The following is a 14,738-nucleotide window of genomic DNA, read 5'->3' as shown; positions in this document are numbered from 1 at the left end:
CACAGCGGCCACAGGAAACCGCCCTGTGTGCCCTGTGGCTGATATACGGTCTTTGCAGCGACGGTCCTTCAAGTCTGAAGTGCACGAATCGCTGACGCGTCTGGCCTTTAGGCCTTGACGTTGGCGCGAGCGTAGTCGATCGCCTGTTGAACCGTGGTGATCTTCTCGGCCTCTTCATCGGGGATTTCCATGCCGAATTCGTCTTCGAGAGCCATCACCAGTTCGACGGTATCGAGCGAGTCCGCGCCCAGATCGTTCACGAACGATGCCTCGTTCTTGATTTCGGCTTCCGCCACGCCCAGTTGTTCGGCGACGATCTTCTTGACGCGCTGTTCGATGTTGTCCATGCAACCCTCCGAGGGGGAAAAAAGTTCAAAAATACAGGTGCGCGCATTTTATCAGGTTTGGACCCGCAAAATACGGCGCGTCAGTTCCATGACTCCACCGTCCGGTCCGCTACATCAAGAGGCTTCCGGCGGGTTCGCGAGGTTTCTTTTCTGCCGCGCTGAAGCGGTGCGCATTGTGCCCGTCGAGCATTTTGCGCGCCCGTCCCGGCGCGGATATTAAGTGAAAAACGGCGAAATGCCTATTACGCCCTACATATACATGCCGCCGTTCACATGCAGCGTCGTGCCGGTGATGTATCCGGCGAACGGCGAGGCAAGAAACGCGACGGCGTGAGCGATGTCTTCCGGGCTGCCCAAACGGCCGAGCGGAATCTGCGTGGTCAGCGCGGCACGCTGCTCTTCGGGCAGCAAGCGGGTCATGTCGGTATCGATGAAACCGGGCGCGATACAGTTGACCGTAATGCCGCGGCTGCCGATTTCACGCGCCAGCGCGCGCGTCATGCCCGCCACGCCGGCCTTGGCCGCCGCGTAGTTCGCCTGCCCCGGATTGCCCGACGAGCCCACCACCGACGTGATGTTGATGATGCGGCCGCCGCGAGCCTTCATCATCGGGCGCAGCACGGCGCGGGAGAGACGAAATACCGCACGCAAATTGGTATCGATGACGGCGTCGAACTCGTCATCTTTCATGCGCATCGCGAGTTGATCCTTCGTGATGCCCGCATTGTTGACGAGAACGTTCAGTCCGCCGAATTCCTTTACGGTGGCGTCGATGAACGCGTCGGCGGCTGCCGCGTCGTTCACGTTCAGCACCGCGCCGCGACCCTTCGCGCCTGCTTGCGCGAATGCCTCGCTGATCGCAGCCGCGCCGCTTTCGCTCGTGGCCGTGCCGATCACCGTCGCGCCCTGCTTCGCGAGTTCCAGCGCGATCGCGCGTCCGATGCCGCGCGATGCGCCCGTGACGATGGCTACTTGCTTATCCATATTCATGGTGTTCTTCCTTAACCGGCGATCAGTTTGCGCGTTTCTTCGAGCGATGCCGGATCGACGATCGAGGCACCGACCAGATTGCCGTCGATACGCTTCGTCAGACCGGCGAGCACCTTGCCCGGACCGCATTCGATAACGTGCGTCACGCCGTCCTTCGCCATCGCCTGCACGCATTCGACCCAGCGCACCGGACCGGCGGCCTGACGCACGAGCGCGTCCTTGATGGCGGCGGGATCGGAGACGATCGACACGTCGATGTTATTGATCAGCGGAATCTGCGGCGTCTTGATCTCGACTTGGGCGAGATATTCGCGCAACTGGTCCGACGCGGGCTTGAGCAGCGAGGAATGGAAAGGCGCGGAAACCGGCAGCGGCAGCGCGCGCTTCGCGCCCTTCGCCTTGGCGACTTCGCACGCTTTCTCGACCGCCGCCTTCGAACCGGCGATCACGACTTGCGCGGGCGCATTGAAATTCACCGCTTCGACCACACCCGCCGACGATGCTTCCGCGCACACGGCGCGAACCGTGTCGTCGTCGAGGCCGAGGATCGCGGCCATGCCGCCGACGCCCACCGGCACGGCGCTTTGCATCGCTTGCGCGCGGAAGCGCACCAGCGGCACGGCATCCGCGAACGCCAGCGCGCCCGCCGCGACCAGCGCGGTGTATTCACCGAGGCTGTGACCGGCGACGATCGCGGGCTTGAGTCCCGTTTCCTGCTCCCACACGCGATAGATCGCGTACGCCGCCGTCAGCATGACGGGCTGCGTGTTGGTCGTGAGATTGAGGTCTTCGGCCGGGCCTTCGGCGATCAGCTTGCCGAGATCCTGACCGAGCGCGTCGGAAGCTTGCTGCACCGTCTCGCGCACGATCGCGTGATCCGCGAACGCGTTCAACATGCCGATCGATTGCGAGCCCTGGCCCGGAAAAACGAACGCAAATTTCATCTCGTCCTCGTTGGATTGGAATGATCCGCGAAGTCTTCATGGACCGCGCGCTTGAGCAGCGCGCGAGGTCGTCGATGAAGAGGGATCAGTTACGAATAGGTAGAGGTCGATTAAGCGAATCAGAATCGGATGACCGACGCGCCCCAGGTGAAGCCGCCGCCCACACCTTCGATAAGAATGTTGTCGCCGCGCTTGATGCGGCCATCGCGCACCGCGACGTCGAGCGCCAGCGGAATCGATGCCGCCGACGTATTGCCGTGCTCGCCGACCGTCACGACCATGCGCTCCGGCGGCAGATGCAGCTTGCGCGCCGTGCTCTGCATGATGCGGATGTTCGCCTGATGCGGAATCAGCCAGTCGACGTCCTGCGCCGTGAGTTGCGCCTTGTCGAGCACTTCGATCGCGACTTTTTCCAGCACGTTGACGGCGAGCTTGAAGACCGCCTGACCGTCCATGTGCAGGAACGCGCTGCCCGACACCACGCCGCCGTTCACGTTGCCCGGCGTGCAGAGAATGTCCGAATAGCTGCCGTCCGCGTGCAGCGCGCTCGACAGCACGCCCGGTTCGTCCGATGCCTGCAGCACGACTGCGCCCGCGCCATCGCCGAACAGCACGCACGTCGTGCGATCGTTGAAGTCGAGAATGCGCGAGAACGTTTCGGCGCCGACGACCAGCGCCGTGCGGTTCAAACCGCTGCGAATGAAACTGTCCGCCGTCGCGATGCCGTATGCGAAACCGGAGCACACCGCCTGCACGTCGAACGCGGCGCCGTTGTTCTTGATGCCGAGCTTGTTCTGCAGCAGACACGCGGTACTCGGAAACACGAAGTCCGGCGTGGACGTCGCCACGATGATCAGATCGATGCTCTGCGGATCGATGCCAGCCGCTTCGATGGCGCGTTGCGACGCGATGAGCGCGAGATCGCTGGTGGTTTGATCGGGTGCGGCGAAGTGGCGAGCGTGGATGCCGGTGCGCGCGACGATCCATTCGTCGCTCGTCTCGACGCCCTGCTTCGCGAGACGGTCCGCCAATGCCTGATTCATGACGCGTTCGGACGGCAGATAGCTGCCGGTGCCGAGCACGCGAGCGTATTGATTGGTTTGAGCCATTATGCCTTCGAGTGTAGCGCAGTACCGGACTCGCCCGGCGGGTTCGGCTGCTTTGCCACGGAGTCGGACGCCGTGCCGTCGCCTGACGGTGCGGATGCGGGTGCAGCGGCTTCATCCGGGCGCGCGGATGGCGCGTTTTCTTCCATCGCGCGAACCAGACGCTCTAGCACCCCATTTTTGACGGCATCATACCCGCGTTTGATAGCCCACTCAAACCCGAAGGCTTCCGCGGAACCGTGACTTTTGATGACGAGATGCCGCAGGCCGAGCAAGGCTGCCCCGTTGTACTGCGCGGGATCGACGCGGCGCTTGAAACGCTTGAGCACTGGCATCGCGACCAGCGCCATCAGCTTCGACGTAAAGGAGCGGCTGAACTCTTCCTTGATGATGTCCGCGAGCATCTTCGCGAGACCTTCGGAGGTCTTCAGCGCGACATTGCCGACGAAACCATCGCACACCACCACATCCGTCGTGCCTTTATAGATGTCGTTGCCTTCCACGTTGCCGTAGAAGTTGAGCGTGCTCGCGCGCAGCAGCTCGCCCGCGCGCTTGATCGTTTCGTTGCCCTTGATGACTTCTTCGCCGATATTGAGCAGCCCGATGGTCGGACGCTCGCGCCCTTCGATGGCGGACACGAGCGCGTGCCCCATCTCGGCGAATTGCAGCAGATGCTCCGGCTCGCAGTTGACGTTCGCGCCGAGGTCGAGCACGGTGGTGTAGCCCTTCTGGCTAGGCATGGCGAACGCGATCGCCGGGCGTTCGATACCGGCGAGCGTCTTCAGCACATAGCGGGAGACCGCCATGAGCGCGCCGGTATTGCCAGCGGAAATGCAGGTTTGCGCCTGGCCGTCTTTCACCAGATTGAGCGCGACGCGCATGGAAGAATCTTTCTTCTTGCGCAGCGCGACTTCGACCGGATCGTCCATTGCGACGACCTCGGATGCGGCGACGACAGTCAGCCGCGGCTCGTCGAGCGCTTTTGACTTCTTGAGCTGGGCGCGGATCGCCTGCTCGATGCCGACGAGCATCAGGTGCGCGTCGGCATGCGCGCGCACGAAATTGACGGCGGCGGGAACAGTCACGGCCGGACCGTGATCGCCTCCCATGCAGTCAATGGTTATCTTTACGGTCATGGGAAGCGACGAATTTCAGGCACAAAAAAGCGGCAGTGAAATGCCGCCTTCTTGTCGTACCAGGAAAATGTCAAAGCGTGCCGGGCGCGAACAACCGGAAAGGGGTGACGCGCACGCAGCCCAAGCGATGGACGCTTAGTCGTTCTTCGTCTTGACGACTTTCTTGCCACGGTAGTAGCCGTTCGGGCTCACGTGGTGGCGCAGATGCACTTCACCCGTGCTCGGTTCGACGGCCAGCGGAGCGCCCGTCAGGAAGTCGTGGGAACGGTGCATGCCGCGCTTCGACGGCGACTTCTTGTTTTGCTGAACTGCCATGACTACTCCAGAAAAATTTTGCGAATTCTAACACACGGCCTCTCTACGCGTTCGCGGAGGAACCTCCGGGCCGCCTTGGCCCGCACCGCTCGAAGCGGGAGGTTGCGTGCGGCAGTCTTTCGCCGCACCGCTACATCAGTGCTTCTTGCCGTCCGGATCGCTCCCCTTGAGCTTCTCCAGTACCGCAAACGGATTCGGTTTTTCGTCCTCGCCGGCCTCGTCCGCCACTTCCTCGGCATCGCCCGCGCTATTCGACAGCAGGCTTTCATGCACTTCGGGGCAGACGCTGTGCTTGGGCACGAGCGGCAAGGACAACAACAATTCCTCTTCGATCAGATCGACGAGATCGAACTGGCGCGAGCCGACGATCACATCGATTTCATCGTCATCGAGCGGAAACTCGTCCGCTTCTTCCTCGGTCGCCACGATGCGATACGTCGCGTCGACATCGAGATGCTGCGAATACGGCGCCAGGCAACGCTGGCAGGTGAGCCAGATCGACCCGTGCACCGCGAGACGCAGATACGGCTGCAGCGCGTCGGTGCCGTCGTCCTGCAATTCCGGCTGCGTCGAGCCTTCGGCCTGCCAGGTGAACACGCTGTCGCGCTCTGGCGCATCGGTCGGCACTTCGGCTAACATGCGCGGCATCTGCGAGACACGCAGCGCGCCGGCTGCCTGCCGCTCTTCGCGAATTCGTAAAGATCGAGCGCGCGCGGATCGGCGGAGCTCACAGGTTTGCCAGGATTCTGAGTCATGTGCGCTCCTGCATGGGCCGTACTAGGGTTCTTGCTTCCGCGAACGGTATTCGATTCGCGGTCAGTGCTCAGTATGCACTGACTCGCCGCTTCGGTCAGGCGTGCTTGCCCGGAGTTGCCTGTCGCCGGCTTAACGTGCTTGCTGGGTTTGCTGATTCTGCCTGCTCGTACGTTGCGCGCCATTGCATACTGCCGGGCTTCATCGATTCATCGGCCTTGATTTAATTTTAATACATGTACCGATGAAAATCCTAAAATTATAGCGGCTTAACTCTTTCGAGTCAAATACTTATGATGCGCGCATCAATCCTTTGGCGCCGCGTCGCTTTTTCAGCTATTTTTGCCGATTTTTCCTCATGTCCGAGCCTTTTTCCACGCCGCCGCGCCTGATTCTCGCGTCCAGTTCGCCCTATCGACGGGAATTGCTCGGGCGCTTGCGCGTACCGTTCGACGTCGTTTCGCCGAATATCGATGAAACGCCGCTCGCGGGCGAATCGCCCGAGCAGACCGCCTTGCGGCTGTCGATCGCCAAGGCGCGTGCGGTCCGCGCGACGGGCGCGCTCGTGATCGGCTCCGATCAGGTCGCCACTTTCGATGGCCGGCAGATCGGCAAGCCCGGCACGCACGAGAAGGCCGTCGCCCAGCTTCAGGCTATGCGCGGCCGCGCCGTCGAATTCCACAGCGCGCTGTGCCTGCTCGACAGCCGCACGGATCGCGTCCAGTCAGCGGATATCGTCACGCGCGTGCGTTTTCGCCACTATTCCGACGACGAAATCGAAACCTATCTGCGCGCCGAAACGCCGTACGACTGCGCGAGCAGCGCGAAGGCGGAAGGACTGGGCATCGCGTTGCTCGACGCGATCGAATCCGACGATCCGACCGCGCTGATCGGCTTGCCGCTGATCGAACTGTCGCGCATGCTGCGCACAGCGGGCTTTTCCATTCTGGGGGCAGCATGAGCGGCGTTCTCTATCTGATCCCCAACACGCTGGGCGACGGCGACGCCGAAGCGCTCGCCCAGGTCCTGCCCGAACCGGTGCGCGCGCAGGCGGCGGCGCTCGGCTACTACATCGGCGAAAACACCAAGACGACGCGCGCGTTTTTGAAGAAAGTCGGCACGACGCGGTCGATTCAGGAAATCGACGTGCGCGAATTGAACGTGAACACGCCGCCCGCCGAAATCGACCGGCTGCTGGCGCCGATTCTCGCGGGCGCGGATGCGGGCCTGGTGTCGGAAGCAGACTGTCCCGCCGTCGCCGATCCCGGCGCGCTGCTGGTGCGGCGCGCGCATCAGAAAGGCGTGAAAGTGGTGCCGTTCGTCGGCCCGAGCTCGATTCTGCTCGCGCTGATGGCATCGGGCATGAACGGCCAGAGCTTCGCGTTCAACGGTTATTTGCCCGTCGATGCGGGCGAGCGCAGCAAGCGTCTGCGCGAACTCGAGCAGCTTTCGCGCAAAGCCAATCAGACGCAGATTTTCATCGAAACGCCCTATCGCAATCGCGCGATGCTCGACACGCTGATCGCGACTTGCGCGCCTTCGACGCTGATTTGCGTCGCCGTCGATCTGACCTTGCCGGCGGAAACCATCGTCACGCGCACGGCATCGGACTGGAAGAAGGCCAGCGCACCGGACCTGCACAAGCAGCGCCCGGCAATCTTCCTGCTGCTGGCGTCGTAGCCTTTCGCGCGTTTAGCGGATGTGCACCTTGTCGCCGAGCGTGAGCGCACGCACGGCGGCGTCACCGATGGATGCGCCGAAGCGCTTCACCACGCGCTCGCTGATGCTTTCCTTCTGCGTGTAATCGACGATATCCGGCTGCTTGATGATCTCGCGCGCGACGTAATTGGCGTCGCCGAAGCCATCGGCGAGACCGAGTTCAACGCCCTTCTCGCCGGTCCAGAACTCGCCGGAGAACAGGTCCGGATCGTCTTTCAGGCGATTGCCGCGACCTTGCTTCACCGCGTCGATGAACTGCGCGTGAATCTGGTCGAGCATTTCCTGCGCGTGCGCGGTCATGGTCGGCGTTTCGGGTGAGAACGGATCGAACGCGCCTTTGTTCGCGCCCGCCGTGTGCATGCGGCGCTGGATGCCGAGCTTGTCCATCAGCCCGGTGAAGCCGAAGCCGTCCATCAGCACGCCGATCGAGCCGACGATGCTCGCCTTATCGACATAAATCTTGTCCGCCGCCGCCGCGACGTAATAGCCGCCCGACGCGCACATATCGTCGACGACCACGTACAGCGGCGTTTTCGGATATTTCGCGCGCAAACGGCGAATATCGCGATAGATGATGCCCGCCTGCACCGGACTGCCGCCCGGACTATTGATGAGCAAAATCACGCCCGCCGTGCCTTCGTCTTCGAACGCGGCTTCCAGCGCGCCGTCGATGTTGTCGGCGCTGGCGTCGCCGTTGGCGGAGATTTCGCCTTGCAGATCGATCAGGGCCGTGTGCTTTTCGGCCTTGGCGACGCGATCGCCCGAAAAGGCGAACACGCCCCACGCCACCGCAGCGATCACGCCGAGAAACACGAAGCGGAAAAAGATGCGCCAGCGGCGCGCCGTGCGCTGCTCGCGAATCGCGGCCATCGCGATGCGTTCGAGCGCCTCGCGCTCCCAGTTGTCGCGGCGCGCGGGCGCCTGGCGTGACTCGGGTGATTCGGGTGATTCGGGTGATTCGGGTGATTCGGGTGATTCGGGCGGAAAGTTGTCGGACATGCGTGGTTATGAAGTTGAAAAAATCAGGCGGAACGCAGCGTTTCGTCCGGCAGCCAGAAGACCGCGCGCCCTTCCGGCGTATCGCGCTCCTCGACATCGACGGCCCGCAGCCGCGCGCCCCGGCACGGCCCGCCGACGCATTTGCCGGAATCCGGCTCGTAGATCGCGCCGTGCGTCGCGCACATCAGATAGAGCCCCGAGCTTTCGAAGAACTGGCCTTCGACCCAGTCGAGCTCCATCGGCACATGCGCGCAGCGGTTCAGGTAGCCGAAAGGCTTGCCGTCGTAGCGCACGAAGAAGACTACCGCATCGCCGCTCGCCTCCGCAGCATTCACGCGCACGCCCGCGCCGCCGTCGACCAGTTCGTCCGATGCGCACACCCGCACCGCGTCGCGCGTCTGCTGCTCGCTCATGCGTGCTCCCGCAGCCAGCCCGCCAGCGACGCGATGCTGTCCGCGCAGAACTTCGGCTCCAGCGCCGCCAGCGAATCCGCCGGATGCGCGCCGTACCCGACGCCGATGCCCGCCGCGCCCACGTTGATCGCCATTTGCAGGTCGTGCGTGGTGTCGCCGATCATCACCGTGCGCGTGAGGTCCTGACCGAGTTCGCGCGTGAGTTCGTGAAGCATGGCGGGATGCGGCTTGGAGAAGGTTTCGTCGGCGCAGCGCGTGCTGTCGAAGGCGCTGGTGAGCCGCACTTCGTCGAGCGCGCGATTCAGCCCGACGCGGCTTTTTCCCGTCGCGACCGCCAGAAAATAGCCCTGCTCACGCAATTCCTGAAGCAGTTCGCGCACGCCGTCGAAGAGTTCGGTTTTCTGGCCCATCGTCAGGAAATGGAAGCGATAGCGCTCCGCCAGGCGCGGATAATCCGCCGGCGCGAGCGTCGGCGCGCAAATTTGCAGCGCGTCCTTGAGGCCCAGGCCGATCACGTAGCTTGCCGATTCATCGGCCGGCACCGGCAGCCCCAGATCGCGGCACGCCGCCTGGATGCTGCGCGTGATGTGCGCGGTCGAATCCATCAAAGTGCTATCCCAGTCGAAAACGATCAGATCGAATTGCTGCCGCGCCATTTAGGGTGTCTCTCGTTAGTCTTGGTTTGATTGCTTGAGTTGATCGAGGAAGCGCCGGCATTCCGCCGGCAACGGCGCTTCGAGCTGCAGCGGCTCGCCCGTCGCCGGATGCGTGATTTTCAGCCGATACGCGTGCAAAAACATGCGTTTCAGGCCCGGTTTCGCGCTCGGCCGCGCCAGATCCTTGTTCAGCGCGAAATCGCCGTACTTGGCGTCGCCCGCGATCGGCAGGCCGATGCTCGCCATGTGCACGCGAATCTGGTGCGTGCGCCCGGTCTTCAGTTCCGCCTCGACCCACGCGTAATTGTCCCAGCGCTCGATCAGATTGAACACCGTATGCGACGGCAGGCCGTTTTCCTGAATCCGCACGCGCCGCTCGCCGTCCGCCGCCACATATTTGTGCAGCGGCGCCTTGACCACGCGACGACGGCCCCAATCGCTCTGCCAGTCGCCGTAACCCACGGCGTAATAACGCTTGTCGATGCGATTTTCGCGAATCTGCTCGTGCAGATCGACGAGCGCCGCGCGCTTCTTGGCGAGCATCAGCACGCCGGACGTTTCCCGGTCCAGCCGATGCACCAGCTCCAGAAACTTCGCGTGCGGCCGCGCGTTGCGCAATTGCTCGATCACGCCGAACGCGACGCCGCTGCCGCCGTGCACCGCCACGCCCGACGGCTTGTCGATCACGATCAGATGATCGTCTTCGAACATGATCGGGAATTCGGCGGCGGGCGCGTTCGATGAAACCGGCGGATCGTCCGGCTGCGCGACGCGAATGGGCGGCACGCGCACCAGATCGCCCATTTCCAGGCGATAGGCGGAGTCGATCCGTCCCTTGTTCACGCGGACTTCGCCGCTGCGGAGAATCCGGTAAATGTGGCTCTTGGGCACACCCTTGCAGACGCGCAACAGGAAATTATCGATGCGCTGGCCGGCGGCGGTTTCGTCGACTTCGATCATCGACACCTGTTCGCTCGCGACCTGTTTATGGGATGTTTTGCCTAACTCATTCATTCTGAATATAATTTGCGAGCAGCCTGAAAAGGTCGATGCTTTAGATCAAGCATGGACCGCGATTTATCAGACTGTAACGGCGCAAGCGATAAACCATCATTTTACTTGCGCCCAGGGCCGGTTGCTCACCCAGGAAATGAGCGACGAGTTGCACGCACGGCGATATCACCGGCAAGGACGGAGCCCACAGGCACGTTCGGTCGTGTCGATCGCTGACGGTAACGGATTTTTGGTCAAAAAGAATTTTATCGGCTAGACGTGGCACGTCCGGATGTTTGAACCGGACGTTCGCCTGATTCAACCCGGCCATCGAGCGGGAGAATCAGGCAATCACGACTCGCCGGATTTGCGAACAATCGACAACGAAATCGCTGCGGCGCTGATTGCTGCGAAGCGCGACAACGTTGCAATGACGCGAGACACGGTCGGACCACGGGAGCACACCAGCCCGAGGTCCCGCCAGCGCGGCGGGGCCGCAAAGGTAAGACAGGCAAGGCAGGAGGTGAAGCATCGCGACAGTTTGCGCGAAGCCGCCTGCAACGCCCGAACTTTGCCGCCGCCGTCGGGAGGGTCAGGAATTGCAAGAGCGCCCCGGTTTTGGCGCGTCTATTTTTGAGACGTGGAAACTGCCGCGCCGCCGTTCATCCTCAGCCGCGCAAAACGCCGCGTCGGCGTCTCCTCGATCGTTCGCATGTGCCCCACGGCACCGCCGCTGCGTCGTTTTCGCGGGCGTCGTGTGCCTGCTTTCGGCAATTCTCCCGCCAGAAGTCCCGCTCCAGCGTGCTTTGTGACAACACACAAAAAAGCGTGGCACGCCCACCTTCCCGCTTCGCGCGCGTGACGTTTTCGTCACCGACGCCGATTCGCATGACGAGGGAACGCGGAGTCACTCTGGAGCCGTTTCATGAAACGCATGCTGTTTAACGCGACGCAGCAAGAAGAATTGCGCGTCGCCATCGTCGATGGGCAGAAGCTCATCGACATCGACATCGAAACCGCCGGGCGCGAACAGCGCAAAGGCAATATCTACAAGGGAGTCGTTACCCGCATCGAGCCGTCGCTCGAAGCCTGTTTCGTCAATTACGGCGAAGACCGCCACGGTTTTCTGCCGTTCAAGGAAGTCGCCCGCCAGTATTTCCGCGACGGCGTCGAGATGCGTTCCGCGCGCATCCAGGACGCGCTGCGCGAAGGCCAGGAACTGATCGTTCAGGTCGAGAAGGAAGAGCGCGGCAACAAGGGCGCGGCGCTGACCACGTTCATTTCGCTGGCCGGCCGTTACCTCGTGCTGATGCCGAACAATCCGCGCGGCGGCGGCGTGTCGCGCCGCATCGAAGGCGACGAGCGGCAGGAACTGCGCGAAACGATGGCGCAGCTCGAATTGCCGGAAGGCATGAGCATCATCGCGCGTACGGCTGGTATCGGCCGTTCGGCGGAAGAGCTGCAGTGGGACCTGAACTACCTGATGCAACTGTGGCGCGCGATCGAAGCCGCGTCGCAGAGCGGCGTCGCCGGTCAGCCGATGCTGATTTATCTCGAATCAAGCCTCGTCATCCGCGCGATTCGCGACTATTTCCAGCCGGATATCGGCGAAATTCTCATCGATACGACCGAAATCCATGATCAGGCGCGCGCCTTCATGGATATCGTGATGCCCGACAACCTGCAGAAGGTGAAGCGCTATCACGACGACGTGCCGCTGTTCTCGCGCTTCCAGATCGAGCATCAGATCGAAACGGCGTACTCGCGCACGGTGCCGCTGCCTTCGGGCGGCGCGATCGTGATCGATCACACCGAGGCGCTCGTCGCCATCGACGTGAACTCGGCTCGCGCGACCAAGGGCGCGGACATCGAGGAAACCGCCACGCGCACCAACCTCGAAGCCGCCGACGAAGTCGCGCGTCAGCTTCGTCTGCGCGATCTGGGCGGTCTGATCGTGATCGACTTCATCGACATGGAGTCGGCCAAGAGCCAGCGCGAAGTCGAGCAACGCCTAAAAGATGCGCTCAAGCACGATCGCGCCCGCGTACAAATGGGCAAGATTTCGCGCTTCGGCCTGATGGAATTGTCGCGTCAGCGCCTGCGTCCGGCGCTGTCGGAAGGCAGCCATGTGACCTGCCCGCGTTGTAACGGCACGGGTCATATCCGCGATACCGAATCGTCCGCACTGCAAGTGCTGCGGATCATTCAGGAAGAAGCGATGAAGGAAAACACCGCGGCGATCCATTGCCAGGTGCCGGTCGAAGTCACCGCCTTCCTGCTGAACGAAAAGCGCTCGGAAATCAACAAGATCGAGTCGCGCTTCAAGGTCAACGTCGTCCTAATCCCGAACAAGCATCTGGAGACGCCGCACTACAAGCTGGAGCGCCTGCGTCACGATGACGCACGTCTGGACGATCCGCGCGCGTCGTGGAAGATGGCCGTCGAAGCCGCGACCGAACTCGAATCGGAAACCGGCTACAGCAAGCGCGCCGAAGAAGTGAAGCCGAAGCAGGAAGCGGCGGTCAAGGGCATCACGCCCGAAAAGCCCGCGCCGAGCGCGCCGGTCAAGCCGGCTCCGGTCGAAGCCGCGCCCGCGCCCGCTCCGACGCCGGTTCCGGCGAGCGGCGGTTTCTTTGCGTGGATCAAGAATCTGTTGGGCATGCAGCCGGCCGTCCAGCCGCCGGCACCCGCGTCGGTCGAGGCGCAACCGGTTCAGAAGCCGCAACGCGAGCGCACCGAGCGCACGGGCGGCGGCGATCGCAACCGCAATCGCCGTGGCGGCAATGCAAGTCGCGATGGCGCGGCAGCAGGCGCAGCCGCTGGCGGCACGGGTGGCACGGGTGGCAATGGCGCGGGCCGTCAAGGTCAGCGACGCGAGGATCGCGAAGCGCGTGGCGGTCGCGAAGGCCGCGAGCCGCGTGAAGCACGCGAACCGCGTGAGACTCGCGAGCCGCGTGAAGCACGCGAGGCACGTGAACCGCGCGAGGCACGCGAGCTGCGTGAAAACCGCGAGCCGCGCGAACGCGCTCCGCGTCAGGAAGGCGGCGAGCGTCAGGAACGCCGTGAGCGTCCCGATCGCGCCGAGCGTGTGGAACGCGGCGAGCGCCGCAAGCCGCAACCGGATGCAGCCGTCGAAGCATTGACGCAAGGCGAAACGGTGCCGTCGGAAATCGTCGAAGCCGCGCAGCTCGATGTCGACACGATGCAAGCCGGCGTGGATCCGACGTCCGCGGAAGCGCGTGACGGTGAAGAACGCCGTCGTCGTCGCCGTGGCCGTCGTGGCGGCCGTCGCGAGCGCGAAGAAGATGGCATGACGGTGAATCACGCGGCAGACGTCGCGGAAGCCGAAGGTTCGGCCGAAAGCCTGTTGGCGCAAGCCGGCGTGTTCGATGCCGAGGCCGCGCAGGAAGCCGCCGCGCGTCGCGAGCCGCGTCCGGCTGTCACTCCGCAAGCGCCGCAAGCGCCTGTCGAGCAAGTCGAGCATGTCGAAGTGAAACCGGTGGAAACGACGCCGGTCGCCGTGCAGCCGATCGACGCTCCGGCAACCCCGGAAGCCGCGCCCGCGCCTGTGGCCCAGCCGCAAGCCGAGCCGGTCGAAGCGAAGCTCCAGACGCCCGAACAGGCGCCCGAGTTCTTCGCCAAACCTAGCGCCGCGCCGTCGATCGACAACCCGTTCGGCCCGACGCCGAAGGTCGCGGAAACCAAGGCCGCCGATCCGTTCGAACCTGCCGCGCCTGCCGACGTTACGCCGACGCCCGCAGCCATCGAAGAAGCGCCGAAGCCGGTGGAAACCATCGCCGAGGCAGTCGAACCGGTGAAGACGGCGGCAGTCGCACCGACGCCTGAAGCCACGGCCGTCGCACCGCTCGAGCCGCTCGAGCCGCTCGAGCCGCTCGAGCCGATCGCTCCGATCGCTCCGATCGCGGAAACGACGCCGAAAGCGCCTGAACCCGCGCCGGTGGCGATCGAATCGGAGCCGGTGAAGGCGTTCGAGCCGGTGCCGCAACCGGTGGAAGCACCGCGTACCGCGCGCGTCGCACCGTCGATGACGCCGGAAACGCTGCAGCCGATGCTGGAAAACGCTGGCCTCGTCTGGGTCAACACCGACGCGAGCAAGCTGGCGGAAGCAAGCGCCGCGGCCGCGCGCGAACCGGCGCCGATCCGCGTGCCGCGTGAGCGCAAGGCTTTGCCGCCGGTCGATCCGACGCCGATGCAGCAAGTCGAAACCAGCAAGACCCTGCACTAAGCGGGAGCGCGCGGCCGGAAGCATCGGCCGCGCTCGCCAGCGGGACGAAAGCGCCGTCAATTCACGTCGATGGCGCTTTTTTTGCGCTTCGAATAGGACGCGCAGTAGGTAAAAGCCTGAG

Annotated in this window: 14 protein-coding genes and 1 pseudogene; 4 read left to right on the top strand and 11 right to left on the bottom strand. The window is 63.5% G+C overall.

Features of this window, described 5'->3' with window-relative positions; genetic code table 11:
* Nucleotides 1–107: 107 nt before the first annotated feature.
* From acpP to BVER_RS04635, 7 genes and pseudogenes are all read right to left on the bottom strand, one after another.
* Nucleotides 108–347: an acyl carrier protein gene (acpP, locus tag BVER_RS04665; protein ID WP_004197638.1), complete on the bottom strand. Its 240-nt coding sequence runs from the start codon at nt 345–347 to the stop codon at nt 108–110.
* A gap of 249 nt (nt 348–596) precedes the next feature.
* Nucleotides 597–1,337: a 3-oxoacyl-ACP reductase FabG gene (gene fabG / locus BVER_RS04660; RefSeq protein WP_050452289.1), complete on the bottom strand. Its 741-nt coding sequence runs from the start codon at nt 1,335–1,337 to the stop codon at nt 597–599.
* Between the two features lie 11 nt (nt 1,338–1,348).
* Nucleotides 1,349–2,281: an ACP S-malonyltransferase gene (fabD, locus tag BVER_RS04655; RefSeq protein ID WP_050452288.1), complete on the bottom strand. Its 933-nt coding sequence runs from the start codon at nt 2,279–2,281 to the stop codon at nt 1,349–1,351.
* A 119-nt stretch (nt 2,282–2,400) separates the two neighbouring features.
* Nucleotides 2,401–3,390 (bottom strand): beta-ketoacyl-ACP synthase III, encoded by a 990-nt coding sequence (locus BVER_RS04650; RefSeq protein ID WP_050452287.1) that lies wholly within the window; start codon nt 3,388–3,390, stop codon nt 2,401–2,403.
* Nucleotides 3,390–4,523 (bottom strand): phosphate acyltransferase PlsX, encoded by a 1,134-nt coding sequence (gene plsX, locus BVER_RS04645; protein ID WP_050452286.1) that lies wholly within the window; start codon nt 4,521–4,523, stop codon nt 3,390–3,392. The genes BVER_RS04650 and plsX overlap by 1 nt, the downstream gene beginning before the upstream one ends.
* Nucleotides 4,524–4,658: 135 nt before the next feature.
* Entirely contained in the window at nt 4,659–4,838 is a 180-nt protein-coding gene (rpmF, locus tag BVER_RS04640; protein ID WP_014191965.1) for a 50S ribosomal protein L32, read from the bottom strand.
* A 135-nt stretch (nt 4,839–4,973) separates the two neighbouring features.
* Nucleotides 4,974–5,593, bottom strand: a pseudogene (locus BVER_RS04635) (DUF177 domain-containing protein).
* A gap of 356 nt (nt 5,594–5,949) precedes the next feature.
* Between BVER_RS04635 and BVER_RS04630 the strand changes: the two are divergent.
* Nucleotides 5,950–6,552 (top strand): Maf-like protein, encoded by a 603-nt coding sequence (locus tag BVER_RS04630; RefSeq protein WP_050452305.1) that lies wholly within the window; start codon nt 5,950–5,952, stop codon nt 6,550–6,552.
* Nucleotides 6,549–7,271: an SAM-dependent methyltransferase gene (locus BVER_RS04625; protein WP_050452285.1), complete on the top strand. Its 723-nt coding sequence runs from the start codon at nt 6,549–6,551 to the stop codon at nt 7,269–7,271. The genes BVER_RS04630 and BVER_RS04625 overlap by 4 nt, the downstream gene beginning before the upstream one ends.
* Before the next feature lie 12 nt (nt 7,272–7,283).
* On the opposite strand, the gene BVER_RS04620 is transcribed toward BVER_RS04625, so the two are convergent.
* Genes BVER_RS04620 through rluC form a run of 4 tightly spaced genes read right to left on the bottom strand, consistent with a single transcriptional unit; the run spans nt 7,284 to nt 10,392 of the window.
* A complete protein-coding gene (locus BVER_RS04620; protein WP_050452284.1) occupies nt 7,284–8,309 on the bottom strand; it encodes a S49 family peptidase in 1,026 nt (341 codons plus the stop codon).
* Between the two features lie 23 nt (nt 8,310–8,332).
* Nucleotides 8,333–8,722 carry a Rieske (2Fe-2S) protein gene (locus BVER_RS04615; protein WP_050452283.1) on the bottom strand — a complete coding sequence of 130 codons (390 nt, stop codon included), beginning with the start codon at nt 8,720–8,722 and terminating at the stop codon, nt 8,333–8,335.
* Nucleotides 8,719–9,378, bottom strand: a complete 660-nt coding sequence (locus BVER_RS04610; protein ID WP_050452282.1) for an HAD-IA family hydrolase — start codon at nt 9,376–9,378, stop codon at nt 8,719–8,721. The genes BVER_RS04615 and BVER_RS04610 overlap by 4 nt, the downstream gene beginning before the upstream one ends.
* Nucleotides 9,379–9,393: 15 nt before the next feature.
* The gene (gene rluC / locus BVER_RS04605; RefSeq protein ID WP_050452281.1) at nt 9,394–10,392 is read right to left on the bottom strand and encodes a 23S rRNA pseudouridine(955/2504/2580) synthase RluC; all 999 of its coding nucleotides are present in this window, start codon (nt 10,390–10,392) and stop codon (nt 9,394–9,396) included.
* Here rluC and BVER_RS32335 point away from each other — a divergent pair.
* Both BVER_RS32335 and BVER_RS04600 read left to right on the top strand, forming a co-directional pair.
* Nucleotides 10,301–10,648 carry a hypothetical protein gene (locus tag BVER_RS32335; protein ID WP_198155156.1) on the top strand — a complete coding sequence of 116 codons (348 nt, stop codon included), beginning with the start codon at nt 10,301–10,303 and terminating at the stop codon, nt 10,646–10,648. The genes rluC and BVER_RS32335 overlap by 92 nt on opposite strands.
* Nucleotides 10,649–11,296: 648 nt before the next feature.
* Complete coding sequence (locus BVER_RS04600) at nt 11,297–14,617, top strand: Rne/Rng family ribonuclease (RefSeq protein WP_050452280.1); 3,321 nt, start codon at nt 11,297–11,299, stop codon at nt 14,615–14,617.
* Nucleotides 14,618–14,738: the final 121 nt, after the last annotated feature.

The sequence above is a fragment of the Candidatus Burkholderia verschuerenii genome (genome assembly GCF_001189365.1).
Taxonomy (GTDB): domain Bacteria; phylum Pseudomonadota; class Gammaproteobacteria; order Burkholderiales; family Burkholderiaceae; genus Caballeronia; species Caballeronia verschuerenii.
This window is presented reverse-complemented; position numbering and strand designations above follow the sequence as displayed.